Annotated in this window: 15 protein-coding genes and 1 pseudogene; 15 read left to right on the top strand and 1 reads right to left on the bottom strand. The window is 69.8% G+C overall.

Annotated elements, in window-relative coordinates; genetic code table 11:
* The first annotated feature begins 90 nt into the window (after nt 1-90).
* From HNR19_RS04810 to HNR19_RS04830, 5 genes and pseudogenes are all read left to right on the top strand, one after another.
* Nucleotides 91-477 carry a hypothetical protein gene (locus HNR19_RS04810; RefSeq protein WP_179666872.1) on the top strand — a complete coding sequence of 129 codons (387 nt, stop codon included), beginning with the start codon at nt 91-93 and terminating at the stop codon, nt 475-477.
* Nucleotides 459-1,868, top strand: a complete 1,410-nt coding sequence (locus HNR19_RS23430) for an ImmA/IrrE family metallo-endopeptidase (protein ID WP_179666873.1) — start codon at nt 459-461, stop codon at nt 1,866-1,868. The genes HNR19_RS04810 and HNR19_RS23430 overlap by 19 nt, the downstream gene beginning before the upstream one ends.
* Nucleotides 1,869-2,011: 143 nt before the next feature.
* Nucleotides 2,012-2,374: a hypothetical protein gene (locus HNR19_RS04820; protein ID WP_179666874.1), complete on the top strand. Its 363-nt coding sequence runs from the start codon at nt 2,012-2,014 to the stop codon at nt 2,372-2,374.
* 156 nt (nt 2,375-2,530) lie between these two features.
* Nucleotides 2,531-3,548, top strand: a pseudogene (locus HNR19_RS23435) (hypothetical protein).
* An 8-nt stretch (nt 3,549-3,556) separates the two neighbouring features.
* Nucleotides 3,557-4,066, top strand: a complete 510-nt coding sequence (locus HNR19_RS04830; protein WP_179666876.1) for a metallophosphoesterase family protein — start codon at nt 3,557-3,559, stop codon at nt 4,064-4,066.
* Between the two features lie 170 nt (nt 4,067-4,236).
* Here the strand turns inward: HNR19_RS04830 and HNR19_RS04835 are convergent, their stop codons facing one another.
* On the bottom strand, nt 4,237-5,028 hold the full coding sequence (locus tag HNR19_RS04835) for an IclR family transcriptional regulator (protein ID WP_179666877.1): 792 nt from the start codon (nt 5,026-5,028) through the stop codon (nt 4,237-4,239).
* Between the two features lie 202 nt (nt 5,029-5,230).
* On the opposite strand from HNR19_RS04835, the gene kduI reads away from it, so the two are divergent.
* The 10 genes from kduI (at nt 5,231) to HNR19_RS04885 (ending at nt 20,921) form a co-directional block, all read left to right on the top strand.
* Complete coding sequence (kduI, locus tag HNR19_RS04840) at nt 5,231-6,013, top strand: 5-dehydro-4-deoxy-D-glucuronate isomerase (RefSeq protein ID WP_343047055.1); 783 nt, start codon at nt 5,231-5,233, stop codon at nt 6,011-6,013.
* Complete coding sequence (kduD, locus tag HNR19_RS04845; RefSeq protein WP_179666879.1) at nt 6,010-6,789, top strand: 2-dehydro-3-deoxy-D-gluconate 5-dehydrogenase KduD; 780 nt, start codon at nt 6,010-6,012, stop codon at nt 6,787-6,789. Before kduI ends, kduD begins: the two co-directional genes overlap by 4 nt.
* Before the next feature lie 88 nt (nt 6,790-6,877).
* The gene (locus HNR19_RS04850; RefSeq protein ID WP_179666880.1) at nt 6,878-7,963 is read left to right on the top strand and encodes a sugar ABC transporter substrate-binding protein; all 1,086 of its coding nucleotides are present in this window, start codon (nt 6,878-6,880) and stop codon (nt 7,961-7,963) included.
* A 2-nt stretch (nt 7,964-7,965) separates the two neighbouring features.
* Nucleotides 7,966-8,973 (top strand): ABC transporter permease, encoded by a 1,008-nt coding sequence (locus tag HNR19_RS04855; protein ID WP_246303475.1) that lies wholly within the window; start codon nt 7,966-7,968, stop codon nt 8,971-8,973.
* Complete coding sequence (locus HNR19_RS04860) at nt 8,970-10,487, top strand: ATP-binding cassette domain-containing protein (RefSeq protein ID WP_179666881.1); 1,518 nt, start codon at nt 8,970-8,972, stop codon at nt 10,485-10,487. Before HNR19_RS04855 ends, HNR19_RS04860 begins: the two co-directional genes overlap by 4 nt.
* Before the next feature lie 2 nt (nt 10,488-10,489).
* Nucleotides 10,490-11,485 carry an ABC transporter permease gene (locus tag HNR19_RS04865; RefSeq protein WP_179666882.1) on the top strand — a complete coding sequence of 332 codons (996 nt, stop codon included), beginning with the start codon at nt 10,490-10,492 and terminating at the stop codon, nt 11,483-11,485.
* 56 nt (nt 11,486-11,541) lie between these two features.
* Complete coding sequence (locus HNR19_RS04870) at nt 11,542-13,044, top strand: aldehyde dehydrogenase family protein (RefSeq protein ID WP_179666883.1); 1,503 nt, start codon at nt 11,542-11,544, stop codon at nt 13,042-13,044.
* Complete coding sequence (eda, locus tag HNR19_RS04875) at nt 13,041-13,670, top strand: bifunctional 4-hydroxy-2-oxoglutarate aldolase/2-dehydro-3-deoxy-phosphogluconate aldolase (RefSeq protein WP_179666884.1); 630 nt, start codon at nt 13,041-13,043, stop codon at nt 13,668-13,670. The genes HNR19_RS04870 and eda overlap by 4 nt, the downstream gene beginning before the upstream one ends.
* A gap of 10 nt (nt 13,671-13,680) precedes the next feature.
* Nucleotides 13,681-14,733: a sugar kinase gene (locus HNR19_RS04880; protein ID WP_179666885.1), complete on the top strand. Its 1,053-nt coding sequence runs from the start codon at nt 13,681-13,683 to the stop codon at nt 14,731-14,733.
* Nucleotides 14,734-14,861: 128 nt separating this feature from the next.
* Nucleotides 14,862-20,921 (top strand): Ig-like domain-containing protein, encoded by a 6,060-nt coding sequence (locus tag HNR19_RS04885; RefSeq protein ID WP_179666886.1) that lies wholly within the window; start codon nt 14,862-14,864, stop codon nt 20,919-20,921.
* The last annotated feature ends 20 nt before the right edge of the window (nt 20,922-20,941 follow it).

Here is a 20,941-nt window from a genome sequence, read left to right on the forward strand (position 1 = left end):
CCGCGTCGCGGACCGATCGCGCAGCCAGGAGTGCTGGCGGGCAGCGGTACAGTTCTTCGACGTTGTGACCTGAATCGGGAGCCCTCAAACTTGACCTGGAAGTACGAGCGGGATGAGACACCGCGCCGCAAGCATCAATGGGACCGTGATGAACCCGGGTTCGTTGAGGTCAACGGCGTAACGGTTGGCAAGTGCCCTAGCTCCATGACGGTTGCGCGTGCAGAAGCCGCGCTCAACTCAGGATACGAGTACCGCCCGCGTCGAGGTTGGACAGCCGACTATCCCGAACGGATCTACGCGGTCCTGGACGGCGTGGTCTACCGGGCGACTCCGACGAATCCTGGGGTCTCGTACCACGGGTTCCCTGAGCTACGAGAGAAGTTCAAGGATCGCAGGGAGGTCCGCGATGCGATCATGGAACTAGCGAAGCGGGACGGCAGCGAGAAGGAGGTGTCGAAGTGGCTGAGCAAAGCATGAACACAGGCAGTGCGCTGCGCGCACGCTTCGACTGGCCCCTCCACCAAGCAGTCAGCTCGGTCAGCCCCACCGCCCGCGGCCAAGTCGCTTCAGCCGTCACGACGGGACGGCTGACGGCAACCGTTGCACCTAACTCCGCCTGGGTCACGGACTTCGAATGGAACTGGATCGACCTTTTGGAATGGCTTGCGCTCTCGTGGAAGTGGCTCCTCGGCGAAGACGGCCTTCCAGTCACTTATGACTTCGCGACGAGCACCGATCTTGATCGCTTCATTGGGCAGGCCGCCGAAGACAAGAAAGAAGCGCTTTGGGACTTCCTGGACGTGCATGACCTTGCTGCTGGCCTGAATGGCGCCTGGTCATCATCGTTGGTCGTCTGGCGCGAGGGCTTGATCGGTCACATTCTGACCCCGGACGCACACGTCCAGGAGCCGTGGGAGCGCACTCGCGCCGCGCTCGAGCAGCTTGGCGACGAAATCAGTAAACGGCTGAGCCAGACTGATGACATAGATGAACGGGGTTCGCGTGCGCTCGCCTCATGGACCGCTCGGGCGCAGCTCCGAACTGAGGAGCTTGTGCAGATTGCCGGACTTGCTGGTTCCGCTGCGACTCGCGTCGCCGACCGGACCTCGCTGCATGACTCGCGACTTGAGGATTTGCCACGTAGCGAGGTGTACGCAGCTGCCAAGATGGTCTCCGGCCTGTCCGCATCGGTGATCGACCGCGTGCTCGACAGTCTTGAATCCATCCCGTTGGTGGACATGAACCCCATCAACGAGGTGACCGAGCGACTCCTCGGAAACGATGTGGCTCCCTCCGTGGCGACGCCCCACGAAGAGGGCTACCAGTACGCGAGTGCGTTCAGAGCACTCATGGGCCTCGCCCCAGAAGAGCCATTCGACCCACGGGCATGGTTAACAACCATGGGTATCCATCAAGGTCAGGTGGACCTTCAAACGTCCCAAATCGATGCGGTCGCCGCGTGGGGTACGTCCCACGGGCCAGGCGTTCTCATTAACTCGGTCGGTCGACATTCCCAAGGGCCCCGTGGCGTTAACGCGAGCCTTGCGCATGAAATTTGCCATCTACTTGTCGATCGCAACTCGGCACTGCCCGCTGCCGAAGTCTTTGGCGGTCGGATCAACGAATCGGTCGAGAAGCGCGCCAACGCCTTTGCCGCCGAACTCCTCCTTCCTCGAGAAATTGCCGGACGCGCCTTCGTCGATGTGTCTGACGAAGATGAAGCGCAGGATCGGGTGCAGGCCATCAGTTGGCGCTACGGCGCAAGCAGAGAAGTCGTTGCTTGGCAGGTCAAGAATTCTGGACTTCCAGTCGCAGACGACGTGCGCGGGTATCTACGAACTCTTGTCAGCAGAGCTTGGGAGTACTGAGCTCCTGTCGTGCGACACGGGTCGGTTCGCACGTCTCATGGCTGCGTCTTTCCGCCGCCTGTCGGCAACGGCAGACGGCTGCAATGCGAGGCCCGCATGTCGTTGCCGCGCCGCCCCGACGACCTTCGTGGTTTGATCGAAGTATGGCCGCTACCTGCAACGTTCTCCGATGCACCTCGGAAGGTGCCGAGATCGTCGATGTCAGCGGAGAGCACCAGCTACGTCTTGAAGCCATCGTCTGCACCGAACACAAGGCTAATATGGACGCTGGCGCTCGGTGGGTCTGGGACGACCAGATGGATGCCCGTGCGCCGCTCTTGATGGGCGAGGATCTACCGCCCGTCTTGACGTCTTCGCGAATGGAGGTAAGTCACATGAGCAGTCTGGGGCGGACGAAGATGCTCCGACTCGAGTTCGATCGGGGCGACGGGACGAGTGACTACGTCATCTTCGAACTTACGCCCGAGGCCGCTGAAGGGATCAAGAATCTGTCGCGCACGATGTGACACCTGCTGTTCGCCGTAGAACGGCGTGGGAGCGCCGCCATGCGCTGTTTGCCGAGGGTCTGACGCACGAGCGATGGCGGGTGCGTCAAACCGCCGCGTGCCCTGCGTTCCAGAATCAGGTTCACTGGTCGGCTGCCCTGGACTACGTTGCCAAAGGTGACCGCCGAGGACGCCGCTACCCCGAAGGATCGCAGCGCCGTTGTCGCCGCGCATCGCGCCCACCAAGCACGTTGGCGCACTGAGGAGCTGGATGGCTGGCCACCAGGTCCACCGACACATCCGGGCGCCAGAAGGCGGTACGCCACCATCGCTAGTTGCCCTGCTGAGGAGTGGAAGGGGCAGCGCGTCGAGACGGCTGGCCCGAATCTCATGTCGCCGGCCGCGATCGAGTACCCGAAGGTTCGCTGCGAACAACTGGCCGCTACGGGCGGCCTCGCGGAGCAGGACCGCCTCTTTCGAAATCTCCTCTCGAGTCAGCCCATCGCGTTCAGCATCGCCGGCGAGCTCCGTCGTCACCGCGACGCAGCGGCGTCTGTCCTTGGCATGCTCGCCGACGTCGACATCGATCGGTTCGAGGCACTACCTGATGACACACACACACATTTGGATGGAATCGAGGCCGAGTGGGCGCCACCCATGGATCTACACACGGGGCGATCGCTCCGGGTTCGACATCGCAACTCACCAAGTCCTCGGCACCGGTGACTCGCACCTATTGACCGTTGAAGAGAAGTACATCGACACGTTTTCAGTCAAGAAGGTCGACTACGGCAGGTATCAAGAACACCTCGCTGCATTGGGTCTGTCGAAAGGCGCCACCGACCAGCTCGTCGCAGATGGATGCAGTCAGTTCTTGCGCTCCGTGATGCTGACGGACTCCGTGCGGCGTCGTGGTGTCCGCGGCGGTAGCGGCATCGACCACGCCATGGCTGTGGTGCTTGCTCGCGCTGACGACATGCAGGCTAGGAGGGTCGTAGACGCCATCAAAGGGCACGATCTTCCGGTGAGCGTGGACTTCTGGAGCCATAGGACTTCTTTGATGCGTGTGAGGAGCAAGCCACGCTATCCGGGTGGGCACAACGAATGCGACGACGGTACGTCCTTGTCGCTGGGTGACCTGTCCCCTCATCGCATCATTCCGCCGCTTTCGATGCGCGGACCCGCGTGCGCTTGACTGAGCTGATGGCCACCCGACTCCTGCTCCTGGCGGACACGCATGTGCCGAAACGCGCTCGTGACCTGCCGCCGGAGGTGTGGCGCGCGGTGGAGGTGGCGGACGTCGTGATCCACGCGGGTGACTGGGTCGACGTACGTCTCCTCGGCGAGCTCGAGGCGCGGTCCGACCGCCTCGTTGCGTGCTGGGGCAACAACGATCACGGCGAGCTGCGCTACCGGCTACCTGAGGTAGCGAGAGTCGAGGTGGAGGGCGTCCGCGTAGGGGTGGTCCACGAGACCGGGCAGGCCAAGGACCGCGAGGAGCGGATGAGCCGCGCCTACGCCGACCTCGACGCGCTCGTCTTCGGACACAGCCACATCCCGTGGGACACGGTCACCTCGTCGGGCTTGCGGCTGCTCAACCCCGGCTCTCCAACCGACCGGCGACGCCAGCCGCACTGCACCTACATGACCGCGACGGCCGACAAGGGTGAGCTCAGAGACGTCGTCCTACATCGGCTGCCGCCGCGGCTCTAGACCGCCGCGAGCGGTCTCCGAATCTCCGCGCGAGCGAACGAGCACGGGTCCCGGCGCAGTCGTCAGCCCTGGCGCTTGCCGGGGGCCCGACTTGTGCGGGTCCCTGACCCGCGCCGGTCGACCGCCACTGCCCGTCACGAAGCCAAGATAGGCACTAACGGAGCCAGGACTCAGCGCACGAACCGGTTGCTGTGGTCGGCCTGCAGCCGCGCCTTCACGCTGAGCAGCGTCTCGATGATGTGGTCCTCGCGGTTGCCACCGAGGCGCGTGATCGGCACGGCGACGCTGATGCCGTCGACCACCGGGTTCGCGAAGGGCAGCGCGACGCCGAAGCAGCGCACGCCGACGCAGGACTCGTCGCTCTCGGCGGCGTAGCCCAGCTTCTCGGCCTGGTCGATGACTCCCAGCACCTCGTCGCGGTCGGTCAGCGTGCGGTCGGTGATGGGCGCGATGTGGTCGGGCACGAGCGCGGCGCGCTCGTCGGCGGGGTGCTCGGCGAGGATCGCCCGCCCCAGCGCCGTGGAGTACGCCGGCAGCCGCCTGCCGACGGGGGAGTGCATGCGCAGCGGGTGCACGGACTCGCGCTTCGCCGTGTAGATGACGTCGGATCCGGCCAGCCGGCCGAGGTTGACGGTCTCCTCGGTGGCGCCGGCGATCTCCTCGATGACGCCGGCCGCGCGCGCGAGCACGGGGTCGGCGGCGAGGTAGGCCGAGCTGACGACGAGCGAGTGGATGCCGAGCTGGTAGACGCTGCCGGTCGGGTCGGTCTGCAGCCAGCCCCGCGACGTCATCGTGCGCAGCAGCGCGTGCAGGCTGCTCTTCGGGATGTTGAGCCGGGTCGACAGCTGGAGCTGGGTGCCGGGTCCGTTGGCCGCGATCTCGTCGAGCAGGTCGAGGGCGCGCGCGGCTGACTTGACCGGCCCCGCGGCGCCGTCCGCGGTCTTCGTTGCTGCTGCTGGCATCAGCGTCCCTCTGGTCGAGCGAGTGGTGTGCCCACATTGTGACCTATTCGAGCCAAGAGTCCACATATATGGACGACGTTCAACCTCTTGACCGTGACGGGGGTCACGTGTACGGTCCTGGTTCACATAGATGAACGCAGTTCACGAAATCGAGGGAGTTCGCCCAGTGATCCAGGTCCGCTATTCGACATCGCCGACGAGCGTGGAGACCGCCCGCGCTGTGGACCTGCGCGACGACTTCCTCATCGACGACCTCTTCCACGAGGGCGAGGTCCGCGCCACCTACACCCACGACGACCGGATGCTCATCGGCGGCGCCCTCCCCGGCTCCGGCCAGCTCGACCTCCCCGCCTGGGAGGAGGTGCTCGGCGTGACGTCGCACCTCGAGCGCCGCGAGCTCGGCGTGATCAACGTCGGCGGCGAGGGCCACGTCGTCGTCGACGGCGAGAAGTTCGAGCTCGGCCACCTCGACGGGCTGTACGTCGCCCGCGGCTCGGAGGTCGCGTTCGCCGGCCCGGAGGCCGCGTTCTACTTCGTGTCCGCGCCCGCGACCGCCGACTTCCCGACGACCCCCCTCAAGCACGCGGACGTCGAGCCCATGAACATCGGCTCGACCGATGGGGCCAGCGAGCGGCAGCTCTTCCGCTACGCGTGGGGCGAGAAGCTCCGGACCGCCAACCTTCAGTTCGGCGTCACCGTGATCGCCAACGGCTCGGTCTGGAACACGATGCCGCCGCACCTCCACGACCGCCGCACCGAGGTCTACCTCTACGTCGACCTCGCCGAGGACGACCGGGTCTTCCACTTCCTCGGCAAGCCCGGCGCCACCCGCCACCTCGTCGTCAAGAACCGCGAGGCCGTGATCTCGCCGCCGTGGTCGATCCACGCCGGCGCCGGCACCGGCTCCTACGCCTTCATCTGGGCGATGGCCGGCGAGAACAACGCCTACACCGACCTGGCGCCCGTGCCGCTGGAGGACCTGTGACCCACACGCCTGGCGCAGGGCGTACGTCGCCCTTCGACCTCACGGGCCGGTGCGCGGCCGTGACCGGGGCCGGTCGCGGCCTCGGGCAGGCGGTGGCGATCGGCCTCGCCGAGGCGGGCGCCGACCTCGTGCTGCTGGGCCGCCCCGGCAGCCAGACGGCGACCGAGAAGGCGATCCGCGAGCTCGGACGCGACGTCGAGGTCGTCGACCTCGACGTGGCCGACCTCGGCGCCGTCGAAAGGGTCGCCGCCGAGGTGACCCGCGACCGCCAGGTCGACATCCTGGTCAACAACGCCGGGATCATCGACCGCGAGGACGCCGTCGCGGTCACCGAAGAAGCGTGGAGCCGGGTCGTCGACACCAACCTGACCGGGCTGTTCTTCCTGTGCCAGGCGTTCGGCCGGCCCATGGTCGAGCGCGGCCACGGCAAGATCGTCAGCATCGCCAGCCTGCTGTCCTTCCAGGGCGGCCTGCGGGTGGCGTCGTACGCCGCCAGCAAGCACGCCGTCGCGGGCGTCACCAAGGCGCTGGCCAATGAGTGGGCGCCGCGCGGCGTGCAGGTCAACGCCATCGCCCCCGGCTACATCGCCACCGACAACACCGCGCCCCTGCGCGCCGACGCCGACCGCTCGCGGTCGATCCTCGAGCGCATCCCCGCCGGTCGCTGGGGCGACCCCCAGGACATCGCCGGCGCCGCGGTGTTCCTCAGCTCGGCCGCCGCCGACTACGTCAACGGGCACGTCCTCGTCGTCGACGGCGGATGGATGGCCCGATGAACCACCCGCAACGCCGCTCGGGGCGCCGTACAAACCCATCACCCCACACCGCCGGAAGTCCCCTGGCACCAAGAATCGAGGATCGATGATGACCCGCATGACCCGACCCGCCTCCGCCCTGATCGGCTTGTCCCTGGCGGCCCTCGCGTTCACCGCCTGCAGCGAGAGCGCCACCGGCTCCGGGGGCGACGACGCGGCGGGCGGCTGCGACCCCTCCGACGTCCAGCTGCTCGGACAGGTCCGCAACGAGTCCAACCCCTACGAGGCGGCCTGGCTCGACGGCGGCGACGCGTTCGCCGAGTCCGTCGGGCTGACCCAGGAGCGGCTCACCTACGACGGCGACTCCACCAAGCAGCAGGACCAGATCGCGCAGCGCCTCGCCGGCGACACCGAGTGCCTGGTCATGAACATCCTGCCCAACGGCGACTCCGACACCCCGCCGATCGTCGAGGGCGCCGAGGAGGCCGGGGCCTACCTGGTCACCCAGTGGAACAAGCCGGCCGACATGAACCCCGCCGACTACGACTACTGGGTCAGCCACATCACCTACAACGGCGTGGAGTCGGGCAAGCAGATCGGCGACGCGCTGGCCGAGGCGATCGGCGGCGAGGGCGGCATCATCGCGCTCCAGGGCGTGCTCGACACCGCGGCGGCCAAGGACCGGTTCGCCGGCCTCGAGGAGTCGCTCGCCGAGAACACCGGCATGACGCTGCTCGACGACCAGACCGCGAACTTCTCGCGGGCCGAGGCGCTCGAGGTCACCAAGACCCTGCTCACCAAGCACGGCGACGACATCAAGGGCATCTGGGCGGCCAACGACGACATGGCGCTCGGCGCGCTCGAGGCGCTCCAGCAGGCCGGCCGGGAGGGTGAGGTCGCCGTCGTCGGCATCGACGCCGTGCCCGACGCGCTCACCGCGATCCAGGACGGCAGCATGACCGCCACCGTCTCCAGCGACGGCCCCTGGCAGGGCGGCGTCGGCCTCGCCATCGGCTACTGCGCCGCGATCGGCGAGATCGACGTCGACGAGATCGACGAGGAGCACCGGGCCTTCTACGCCGAGCAGTTCCTGATCACCGAGGACAACGTCGCCGAGTTCACGACGCCGGAGACCGACCCGGCCGACTTCGAGTGCGACAACGTCTTCGACCGCGCAGTGGGTCCCCTGTCGTGACCATGACCACCCCTGCCGAGGACGTCGACGTCGCTTCGGCGCGCCCCCGTCCTCGGCGGGGGTTGTCCCTCCGGGACGCCGGGCCCCCGATCGCCCTGGTCGTGATCTTCCTGGTGTTCGCGGTGCTGAGCTCGGAGTTCCGCACCTTCGACAACGTTCAGAACATCATGGACGCCGCCGCGGTCCTGGCCGTCGTCACCTGCGGCATCACGTTCGTGCTGATGATGGGGTCGATCGACCTCTCCGCACCCGGCGTCATGGGCGCCTCCGCCATCGCGGTCGCGCTCCTGGTCGCCAACAACCGCAACGACAACGACCTCGGGCTGATCGGCGTGCTGGTGGCGATCCTGCTGGCCGCCGGTCTCGGTTGCCTCAGCGGCCTCGCGCTGGTGCTGCTGAAGGTGCCGTCGTTCATGACGACGCTCGGTGCGTCGGCCATCGGCCTCGGCATCGCGACGCTGCTCTTCAACGGCGTGCAGCCCAACATCACCGACGGGATGCTGGAGAGCTGGGCCGTCGACCGGTTCCTCGGGTTCTCCTACCTCACCTGGATCGCCGTGGCCTGCGTGCTCGTGGGCTGGCTGATCCAGCGCTACACCCGGCTCGGTCGCTACGCCTTCGCCATCGGCGGCGCCGAGGAGGTGCTGTCGCTCTCCGGCGTCAACGTCGCCCCCTACAAGGTCGCCGTCTTCACGCTGGCCGGTGCGTTCTACGGCCTCGGCGGCGTCATGGTGACCAGCCAGCTCGGTGCCGGCCTGGTGCAGGCCGGCGACGGCTACGACTTCTCGGCGATCACGGCCGCCGTCGTGGGCGGCACCCTGCTCACCGGCGGCCGCGGCGGCGTACTGCACTCCGCTGTCGGCGTGCTCGTGATCATGGTGCTGACCAACGGTCTCGTGCAGATCGGCGTGAGCCCCTACTGGCAGGGCGGCGTCCAGGGCCTGATCGTCGTCGCGGCGGTCGCGGCCGCCGTACTCCCACAACGTCGCAGGAACCAGGTGGTCAAGTGAGCATCGCGCTGGAGGTCAAGGGCCTCGTCAAGCACTACCCGGGCGTCAAGGCCCTCGACGGCGTCGACCTGGTCGTGCGCCAGCACGAGGTGCTCGGCCTCGCCGGCGAGAACGGCGCCGGGAAGTCGACCCTGCTGAAGGCGCTCGTCGGCCTCGTGAAGCCCGACGCTGGCGACATCTTCGTGCGCGGCGAGCGGGTGCGGCTGCGCAGCGTCGTCGACGCCGCCGACCACGGCATCGGCATGGTGTTCCAGGAGCAGTCGCTCGTGCCCAACCTCACCGCCGCCGAGAACATCGTGCTCGGCTCCGAGGGTCCGGGCGTACGGCGCGGCGTCTACCGCTGGGAAGCGATGCGACGGATGGCGCAGGAGCAGCTCGACAAGATCGGCTCCGACATCGACCCGCTGGCGCGCACCGACTCGCTCTCCTTCGCCGAGCGGCAGATGGTCGAGATCGCGAAGGTGCTGCGCATCGAGCAGCGCAGCCAGCACCCGCCGGTGATCATCCTCGACGAGCCGACCTCGGTGCTCGAGTCGAAGGAGATCGAGACCCTCTTCCGCCAGGTGCGCCGCCTCCGCGAGTTCGCCTCGGTCGTCTTCGTCTCCCACCGTCTCGACGAGGTGCTCGACGTGTGCGACCGGGTCGCGGTGCTCCGCGGCGGCCAGTCGGTCGGTGAGGTCGATGCTTCGAGCGCGGTGCCGGCCGACCTGCACCGGATGATGATCGGGTCGACCGGGTCGGAGGACCACTACCACGACACGGCCGCGCAGCGGCCCGACGAGCCGCTGCGGCCGATGCTCGAGGTGCGCGGCCTGTCGGGCAAGACGTTCAGCGACGTCGACCTCGACGTGCGCGCCGGCGAGATCGTCGGCATCGTCGGCGTCCACGGCTCCGGCCGCGAGGACGTCTGCCGCGCGCTGTTCGGCGCCGAGCCGACGACCGCGGGCGAGGTCACGCTCGACGGCAAGAAGCTCGACCTGTCCAACACCCGCGCCGCGTGCGCCGCCGGCATCGGCTACGTGCCGGCCGAGCGCAAGATCGAGGGCATGGTCGGGCCGATGTCCGTCGCCGAGAACATGACCCTCACCAAGCAGAAGGCCCGCTGCTCCGGCCCGCTGGTGTCGCCCAAGAAGCAGGCCAACGTCGTCGACCGCTGGATCGAGCGACTGTCGATCCGTACGCCGCACCGGGGCACCGCGATCCAGCGGCTCTCCGGCGGCAACCAGCAGAAGGTCGTGCTGGCGCGCTGGCTGGTGGGCGGCGACATCCGGCTGCTGCTGCTCGACCACCCGACCCGCGGCCTCGACATCGGCGCCCGCTCGGAGGTCTACCGGCTGATGCGCGAGCTCGCGAAGACCGGCGTCGCCACCGTCCTCCTCGCCGACAGCCTCGAGGAGGCGATCGGCATGGCCGACCGGATCATCGTGATGAGTGACGGCCGGGTGACCACCGAGGTCGGCTGCCCCTCGGGCGACAAGCCGACGCCCCTCGACCTCGTCAAGGAGATGGTCTGAGAATGACGACCCCCGTCATCGCCACGCCCGACGTGGCGGTCGGCGCCGGCCCGGGCGCCCCGACCGTCCGGCAGCGGCTCACGTCGTTCATGCCGGTCATCGCGCTGGTGGCGCTGCTCGCGGCGCTCACCATCGTCGACCCGGACTTCCTGACCCAGCGCAGCCTGACCGCCGCGGCGCGGACCTCGTCGCCGCTGATCGTGCTCGCCGCGGGCGCGACGCTGGTCGTGCTCTGCGGCGGCATCGACCTGTCCATCGCGGCCCTGGCGTCGCTCTCGACGGTCTTCTTCGCGCTGTGGCTGCCGGACCTCGGCACGCTGACGACCCCTGCCGTGATCGCGGTCGCGGGCGCCTTCGGTGCCGTGCAGGGCATCGCCCACGTGGTGCTGCGGATCCCGTCGTTCATCGTGACGCTCGGCGGGATGAGCATCTTCTCCGCCGTCGCCCTCGTCGTCTCCGACGCCGGGCCGGTGCGGGTGGCCGACCGCGACGCCACCTCCTGGCTCTCGATGTACGTCGCCGGCTACGTCCCCGTGGCGTTCGCGGTCGCGATCGTCGTGGTCGCCGTGATCGCGCTGGTGCTGCGGGCCACGCCGCTCCAGAGCTGGATCACCGCGACCGGCTACTCCGAGTCCGCCGCCCGTCTCGCCGGCACGCCGGTCGACCTGGTCAAGGTGGGCGCATTCACCGTCTCGGGCGCGTGTGCCGGCCTCGCCGCGATCATGCTCGTCTCGCGCAACTTCAGCGGCAGCCCGACCATGGCCGACAACCTGCTGCTGCCCGCCGTCGCCGCCATCGTCGTCGGCGGCACCGCGATCACCGGCGGCCACGGCAGCCTCTGGCGCAGCCTCGCCGGCGCCCTCGTCGTCACGCTCCTGCGCGTGGGGCTCCCGATCGTGGGCGTGCCGTCGGCGTACGAGCAGATCCTCTACGGCGCGATCATCGTCGCCGCCGTCGCCCTGACCCTCGACCGCTCGAAGGTGCTGACCATCAAGTAGCCGACCCCGATCCCGACGCCCCCCGACGTACGAACGCCAAGGAAGACACAGACACCATGACCACCACCGTCAGCAACGATGCCGCCCTCCTCCCCGCCGTCCGCTCCTTCCTCTCCTCGCCCAAGCAGCTGCTGATCGCCGGCGACTGGGTCGACGCCGCCGACGGCAAGACGTTCGGCACCATCAACCCGTCCAGCGAGGAGGAGCTGGTCCGGGTCTCCCAGGCGTCTGCCACCGACGTGGACCGCGCCGTGAAGGCCGCGCGCACCGCGTTCGAGGCCGGCTCGCCGTGGTCGAAGATGAGCCCGCGCGAGCGCTCGCACCTGCTGTGGCGCATCGGCGACCTCATCGACGAGCGCGCCGAGGAGTTCGCCCAGCTCGAGTCGCTCGACAACGGCAAGAGCCTCGCGTCCGCCCGCGGCGACGTGGGCGTGGCCGCCGAGCTGTTCCGCTACTTCGCCGGGTGGGCCACCAAGATGGAGGGCACCACGATCCCGATGTCGGTGCCCGGGCGCGACTTCCACGCCTACACCCGGCGCGAGCCGATCGGCGTCGTCGCCGGCATCGTGCCGTGGAACTTCCCGCTGACCATGGCCTGCTTCAAGGTCATCCCGGCGATCACCGCTGGCAACACGGTGGTGCTCAAGCCCGCCGAGCAGACGCCGCTGACCGCGCTCCGGCTCGGTGAGCTGCTGCTCGAGGCCGGCGTGCCCGCAGGCGTCGTCAACGTGCTGCCCGGGTACGGCGACGCGGGCGCCGCGCTGGTCGACCACGCCGGCGTCGACAAGGTCGCCTTCACCGGCAGCACCGAGGTCGGCAAGAAGATCGCGGCCGGCGCCTCGAAGAACCTGAAGAAGGTCTCGCTCGAGCTCGGCGGCAAGGCGCCCAACATCATCTTCGACGACGCCGACCTCGACGCGGCGATCGCGGGCGCGGCCCTCGCCGGCTACTTCAACGAGGGCCAGTGCTGCGTCAACGGCTCGCGCCTCTACGTGCAGCGCGGGGTCTTCGACCAGGTGGTCGAGGGCGTCGCCGCGGCGGCGAAGGCGATCACCGTCGGCGACGCGTTCGACCCCGCCACGACGATGGGCCCGCTGGTCTCCCAGGAGCAGCACGAGAAGGTGATGGGCTACGTCCGCGGCGCCGTCGCCGACGGCGCGACCCTGACCGCCGGCAGCCCCGACCCGGCCAAGGACCGCGGCTACTTCTTCTCCCCGACGCTCATCACCGACGTCACCGAGGACATGGCCGTGCAGACCGACGAGATCTTCGGCCCCGTCATCACCGCCATCCCGTTCGACACCGAGGACGAGGTCGTCGCCGCGGCCAACAACACCGTCTACGGTCTCGCCGCCGGCGTGTGGTCCAAGGACCTCGGCACGGCCCACCGCGTGGGCGGCAAGCTCCGCGCCGGCACGGTGTGGCTCAACACTTGGCACGCCGACGACGTCACCCTGCCGCGCGGTGGCTACAAGCAGTCCGGATGGGGCCGTGAGCTCGGCTCGTTCGGCCTCGACGACTACACCGAGCTCAAGACGGTCATCGCCGAGCTGCGATGACCGGAGCCCACGTTCTGGAGCCGCACCGGGTCGTCCCGGTCGTCGTACTGCACGACGCCGGATCAGCCGGCGACCTCGGTGCGGCTCTAGCCTCCGGCGGCCTGCCGGTGGCCGAGGTGACGTTCCGGACCGCGGCGGCACCCGACGCGCTGCGGACGTTGGCGGAGCGCGGCGACCTGCTGGTGGGCGCGGGCACGGTGCTCACGCCCGACCAGGTCGATATCGCCCACGACTGCGGCGCCCGCTTCGTCGTCTCGCCCGGCCTCAGCGCCGACGTCGTACGGCGCTGCCAGGAGATCGGGATGCCGGTGCTGCCGGGCACGAGCACGGCCACCGAGATCATGCGGGCGCTGGAGCTCGGGGTCGGCACCGTGAAGTTCTTCCCCGCCGAGCAGTGCGGGGGAGTGGGGATGCTGAAGGCGCTGTCGGCGGCGTTCCCGGACGTGCGGTTCGTGCCGACCGGTGGCATCGCCGCCGACTCCGCCGCCGCCTACCTGGACCTGCCCCCGGTGCTCGCCGTCGGCGGCAGCTGGATGGTCCCGCCGGACCTGGTCCGGCAGGGGCGCTGGGACGAGGTGGCCGCGCTCTGCGCGGAGACCGTCGCCCGGCTCCCCCCGAGCCCGTGAGGACGGCACCATGATCGAGATCCGGCCCGCCGGCGAGTGCGACTTCGACGTCGTCGCGCTGGGCGAGGTGATGCTCCGCCTGGACCCGGGGGAGCAGCGGATCCGCACCGCCCGGCGCTTCGACGTGTGGGAGGGCGGCGGCGAGTACAACGTCGCGCGTGCCCTGAGCAGCGTGTTCGGGCTCCGCGCGAGCGCCGTCACCGCCCTGGTCGACAACGAGGTGGGCCGCCTGATCGAGGGCCTGGTCCGCCAGGGCGGCGTCGACACCTCGCTCATCCAGTGGGTGCCGTTCGACGGCATCGGCCGGCGTGCCCGGAACGGGATCAACTTCACCGAGCGCGGGTTCGGCGTCCGCGCCGCGCTCGGCGTCTCCGACCGCGCCGGTACGGCGATCAGCAACCTGCCGCCCGGCGCCGTGGACTGGGACGACCTCTTCGGTCGCCGCGGTGTGCGTTGGCTCCACACCGGCGGGGTGTTCGCCGGCCTCTCGGAGCACTCCGCGGACGTGGCGGAGGAGGCGATGGCGGCGGCCCACCGGCACGGCACGGTCGTCTCCTACGACACCAACTACCGCCCCAGCCTCTGGGTGGACCGCGGCGGGCCGGAGAGCGCTCGCGAGGTCAACCTCAGGCTCGCACCGCACGTCGACGTACTCATCGGCAACGCCTCGGACTTCTCCGCCGAGCCTGCCCAGGACTTCGCGACCGCGGCGCCGGCACTCGCCGAGCGGATGCCGTGGCTGGAGGTCATCGCGTCGACACGGCGCACCGTGCACTCCGCCAGCGACAACGACTGGCAGGGGGTCGCCTGGTCGCCCGGAACGGGGGTCGTGACCTCGACCGCCCGCGACCACCTCGCGGTCCTCGACCGCGTCGGCGGCGGCGACGGGTTCGCCTCCGGCCTGCTCTACGGCCTGTTGCACGGGGAGGACCTCGCCGCCGCGGTGGAGCTCGGTGCGGCCCACGGCGCCCTCGCCATGACGACCCCGGGCGACGCCTCGATGGCGACCCTCGCCGAGGTCCGAGCCCTGGCCGACGGCGGCACCGCCGGCGTCCGCCGCTAGTTCCGAGGTTCAGATACGTGAACCAGATATCCAAATGGTTCACAAATCTGGACATAGTTCTTGATAACGGTGTGACCGGCGTCATACGGTGCCGGAGATCGCCTCGCCCGAGCCAAAGGGATTTGAAGATGAACGTGCCGCGCAGGTCAGTCCGCAGCCGAGTCGCCCGGCGGTCCCGCCGATCGCTCGCCCACCTCGTCGCGCTCCTGGCAGCGCTGGTCGTCGCGCTGCCGGTGATCCTCGGCGCGACCGCCGCGCCGGCCGCGGCGGCCGACGACGACGTCCTCCGAGTGCTGCTCTTCTACAAGCCCAACTTCCACGCCTCGCACGTGCAGGCGCGGCAGGCGGTCAACGAGCTCGCCGCCGACCTCGCGACCGAGTACGGCCAGACGCTCGAGGTCCAGGAGACCGAGAACGCGGCGGCGTTCACCACCGAGAACCTCGCGACGATGGACGCGGTCGTGTTCGCCCAGACCGGTGGCGTGCTGTTCGACCAGGCCCAGCGCTCCGCGCTCGAGGCCTACATCCGCGGCGGCGGCGGCTACATGGGCATGCACTACGCCGGGTGGTCCGTCGGCCAGAGCGAGCACGACGTCAACCCGTTCTACCGGCGCCTGGTCGGCGCGATGTCGGAGGGCCACCCGGAGAACCCCGCGGTCCGCCCGGGCCGGGTCGTCGTCTCCGACGCGTCGCACCCGCTGACCGCCGGCCTCCCGTCCGACTTCACCCGCAGCGACGAGTGGTACGACTGGACCGTCAACCCCGCGCCCAACGTGCGCACCCTGCTCGAGGCCGACGAGTCGTCGTACGGCATGGGCCGCCAGGGCTCCTCCCACCCGATCACCTGGTGCCAGGAGATCGACGCGGGCCGGTCCTGGTACACCGGCATGGGCCACGAGGGCACGGCGTACTCCGAGCCGGTGATCCGCACCCAGATGCGCAACGGCCTCGCCTACGCCGCTGGCCTCCTCCCGGCCGACTGCTCGCCGCCGGCCAAGGACCAGCACGGCGCCTGGAGCGGCGTCACCCCGTGGCCGCTGATGCCCATCAACATGGCGCTCACCGCCGACGGCGAGGTGCAGTCCTTCGGCAGTGTCTCGTCCGGCTGCACCGACGGCACCCCGTTCGACTGGACCGGCAACAGCTGCATCTCCCAGGGCGGCCAGATGGAGTTCGACGTCTGGGACCCGTCTGTGCCGCGGACTCTCCAGAACCTGCACGACGGCCTGCACGAGAACCACACCTACACCGATCTCTTCTGCTCGATGCAGGTGCAGAGCCCGGCCACCGGCGACACGCTGACGGTCGGCGGTGACGACGGCCTGGGAGGCAACGCGCCCAACGACGCGGCGATCGGCGTGACCAGCTACAACCGCCGCGACGGCATGCAGAACGAGGCGCCGATGAACTACCCGCGCTGGTACCCGACCGGCACCACGATGCCCGACGGCAGCGTGGTCGTGCAGGGCGGCAGCCTCCGCGGCGGCCCGGGCGGTCCCGGCGTGCTGACGCCCGAGATCCGCACCCCCGACGAGGGCTCCGGCTGGAAGCTGCTCGAGGGCGCCAAGAGCTCCGTCGCGTACGGCGACGGCGGCGCCGACCACGAGGGCCAGGACGAGAACCGCTGGTGGTATCCGCGCGCCTTCGTCGCGCCGGGCAGCGGCAACCTGTTCAACATCACCGGCACCCAGATGTACGAGCTCGACCCGAGCGGAGACGGTGAGCTGACCCTGCGCGGGACCCTGCCCGCCAACATCTCCAACCAGGGCAGCCTCGGCAACCCGGTCGGCGCCACCTCCACGGCCGCGATGTACCGGCCGGGCAAGATCCTCCAGGTCGGCGGCGGCTGGTGGGCCAACGGCGGCGGCCCCGCCGGGGCCCGCGCCGGCTTCACCGTCGACATCACCGGCGGTACGGCGAACCCGGTCATCGAGGCCACCGAGCCGATGGAGTTCCAGCGCCACTGGGCGACCGCGACCGTGCTGCCCGACGGCGACGTGCTCGTCACCGGCGGCAGCCGCGACAACAACGGCAACGGCGGCTACGTCACCACGCCGGAGATCTGGGACCCGGACACGGGCGAGTGGACGACCGTCGAGGTGCCCTACGAGCACGCCCGGCTCTACCACTCCACCGCGCTGCTCCTGCCCGACGGCCGCGTGATGATCGGCGGCGGCGGTGCGCCCGGTCCGCGCAACTACACCGACGTCGAGTACTACTCCCCGTCGTACCTCTTCGACGGCGACCAGCCGGCCGTGCGTCCGGAGATCACCGCGGCGCCGGGCAAGATCGGCTACAACGGCACGTTCGACATCTCCACGTCGACCGACGTCTCCCGCGTCACGCTGGTCCGCAACGGCTCGGTGACCCACGGGTTCAACAACGACCAGAACTTCCAGGACCTGGAGTTCACGCAGACCCCGGGCTCGGGCACGGTGTCGATCACCGCGCCGCAGGACGGCACCTACGCACCTCCGGGCGCCTACATGCTGTTCGTGTTCGACGAGGACGGCACACCGTCGGTGGCGAAGATCCTCGACATCGACCCCGAGGTCGAGATGGACGACCGCACCCCGCAGGTCGTCGACCAGTTCGAGTACCCGCGGCTGCCCGCCGAGTGGCGCTCGGCCAACCCGCCGATGGTCATCGACCTCGCGCCGGGCAGCGGCCGGATGGCTCCGTGGGAGATCACCAGTGACGTCCAGATGGTCCGCGGCGCGTCCGCGGGCATGGGCGGGCTCGGCCTGACCGGCTATCACCTCGCCCTCGGCAACGACGGTGCGATCGAGCGCACCCTGCGCGGCCTCGACCCGGGGCGCGACTACCGCGTCTCCCTGCGCTACGCCCGTGACAGCCGCGCGGCCTCCGGCGCCGGTGACGGTACGGCGCAGCTGGCCGTCGGGTCGCTGGACACCGCGATCACGGCGACCGCCGCGGACAACAGCAACGTGGTCCCGTTCGAGACCTATGTCGGCACGTTCACCGCGTCCGCGCGCTCGGAGACCCTGAGCATCACCGGGCCCGGCACGGGCGCCGGCCTGGTGATCGACGACCTCGTCGTCGTCGGCGCCGACCCCGGCGTGTCCGACGTACCCGTCCACTACGCGTTCGAGGAGGGCGAGGGCACGACGGCCGCCAACACCGGCGCCGACGAATCCGTCGGGGCCGCCACCCTCACCGGCGCGACGGGCTGGTCGGCCGACGGCGTGTTCGGCTCGGCGATCGACCTGCCGGGCGGCTCCAACGCCAACGCGGTCGACCTGCCGGACAACCTGCTCCAGGGCGAGACCGACTTCACCACCTCGTTCTGGGTGCGCCCCGACACGAAGGCGAACTGGATCGGCCTGTTCCACATCGGCGACGGCCTGGGAGACGCCGGCAGCTTCTTCCAGATCCAGATGCAGACGCAGGCGAACGGCAACACCGGCCTGGCGGCGACGTTCAAGGCCAAGGGCTCACCGCTCCAGGAGCGCGTCTACGCCAGCCCGACCAAGGACGTCACGGCCGGGCAGTGGAACCACGTCGCGTTCACACGGAGCGGCGCCACCGGCACCCTCTACCTGAACGGCGAGCCGATCGCGACCAGGAACGACCTGACGATCGACATGGCCGACATCGGCCCGACGGCCAACAACTGGCTGGGTCGCAACGGCTACCCGGACCCGGCGTACGACGGGAAGATGGACGACGTCCGGGCCTACACCAGCGCCCTCAGCGCCGACGACATCGCCGGGCTGTACGCCGAGGGATCGGCCCTGCGCACGACGACGACCGTCACGGTCGAGCCCGCGTCGCCCTCGCCGTTCGGCGAGCCGCTCACGGTCTCGGCGTCGGTCGACGGCGAGGACGGCCAGCCCGCCGAGGGCACCGCATCGCTCTGGGTCGACGGCAACAGCGTCGGCGCGACGGTCGACCTGACCGAGGGCACCGCGACGTTCCCCGACCTCACCTCGGTGACCCCGGGCGCCCACGAGATCGAGGTCAGGTTCGTGGCGGCCGACGGCTGGCGCGACTCCAGCGCGACGGTCACCCACACCGTCGAGCGCCCGCCGCCGGGCGAGGGCGTGCCGATCCACTACAAGTTCGACGAGGGCACCGGGACCACCGCCGCCAACACCGGCAGCGACCCCTCGGTCGGCCCGGCGACGCTGGGCGGGACGGTCGGCTGGTCCACCTCAGGGAAGTACGGCCCCGCCGTGTCCCTGCCCGGCGGGCCGTCGAGCAGCGGCAACCAGGTGGAGCTGCCGGACAACATCGACGCCGGCATCGACGACCAGTTCAGCGTGTCCCTCTGGGTCCGCCCCGACACGCTGCCCAACTGGGTGCCGCACCTCCAGATCGGCAGCAGCACCGACACGTTCTTCCTGCTCCAGTCGTCGACGCAGACGGCCGGCAACACCGGGTTCGCGGCGACGTTCAAGGAGCCGGGCAACCCGACGCAGGAGCGCCTGGTGCTCGGTCCCGGCAAGGACGTGCCACTGAACCAGTGGACGCACGTGGTGTTCACGATGAGCGGCACCACCGGGAAGATCTACTTCGACGGTGAACTGATGGGCACCCGGACCGACTTCACGATCGACCTCGGTGACGTCGGTGTCGACGGCCAGACCACGGCCAACATGATCGGCGGCACGAGCTGGCCCGACGGCCGGTTCGACGGGCTGGTCGACGACTTCCGGATGTATGCCTACGAGCTGTCGGCCGAGGAGGTGGGCGAGCTGTTCGAGGGCCCGCCGGTCAACGCCGCCCCGGTGGCGACCGCCGACTCCTACAGCACCGACGAGGGCCAGGCCCTGACGGTCGCGGCGCCCGGCGTGCTCGGCAACGACACCGACGCCGACAGCGACCCGCTGACGGCCACCGGTGCGACCCAGCCGGCCAACGGCGAGGTGACCGTCAACGCCAACGGGTCGTTCACCTACACGCCCGACGCGGGCTTCTCCGGCACCGACACGTTCACCTACAAGGCGAACGACGGTACGGCGGACTCGGCGGCCGCGACGGTGACGATCACCGTCGAGGAGGTCGTGGCCGAGAACAGCCCACCGGTCGCCGGCGACGACGTCTACGTCACCGACGAGGGGCGGGCGCTCACGGTGCCCGCGCCCGGCGTACTGGCCAACGACGTGGACGCCGACGGCGACCCGCTGACGGCCGCCGGCGCCACGCAGCCCGCGCATGGGGAGGTGACCGTCAACGCCGACGGATCGCTCACCTACACACCGGACGCCGGCTTCGTCGGGCTCGACGTGTTCACCTACAAGGCCGACGACGGGACCGACCCGTCGGCGCCGGCGAGGGTGACGGTCGTGGTCGACCGGGTCGAGGAGCCCAACTCCGCCCCGATCGCGGTCGGTGACGTCTACCTCACCGACGAGGGGACGGAGCTGGCGGTCACCGCGCCGGGCGTCCTGGGCAACGACATCGACGTCGACGGCGACCCGCTGACGACGACCGGTGTCACGCAGCCCGCGCACGGGCAGGTGTCGCTCGAGGACGACGGGTCCTTCTCCTACACGCCCGACGACGGGTACTCGGGGATGGACACGTTCACCTACCGCGCCCACGACGGGACGGTGGCCTCCGCGCCGGCGACGGTGACGGTGATCGTGGACGACACGGCCACACCGCCGACGGACACGACCATCGACGGCTCGGCGTTCGCCATCACCTACGGGCAGGTGGGCACGATCAGCGCGGTCGTCACGCCGGACACGGCGACGGGTGAGGTCGAGGTCCTCGACGGCAGGCGCGTGCTCGCCTCCGGCGAGCTGGACGGGGGAGAGGCCGAGATCGAGCTGGCCGCGCAGTCCCTCGAGCCCGGGATGCACCTGCTGACCCTGCGCTACGCAGGCGACGACGGCCACGCACCGTCCTCGACGGTCGTGCTGGTCACGGTCAAGAAGGTCACGCCGACGATGACGGTCAAGGGTCCGGAGGTGATCGACCGGGGCGACCGCGCGACGGTCCGGGTCTCCCTGGCCGCCGGTGACGTCGAGGTGACCGGGCAGGTCCGGGTGACGCTCAAGGGCGGCCGGACCCTCACCCGCGAGCTCGAGGACGGCCGCGCCGTCTTCCTCCTGCCGAAGGCCAAGAAGGCGGGCGAGCTCACGGTCCGGGTCGCCTACCTCGGCAGCGAGGTGGCGACGAGGGTCAGCGACGCGATCACCATCAGGGTGAGGCGCTAGCAGATGCGAACGGGGCCCGG

Source organism: Nocardioides thalensis (genome assembly GCF_013410655.1).
In the GTDB taxonomy this organism is placed as follows: Bacteria; Actinomycetota; Actinomycetes; order Propionibacteriales; family Nocardioidaceae; genus Nocardioides; species Nocardioides thalensis.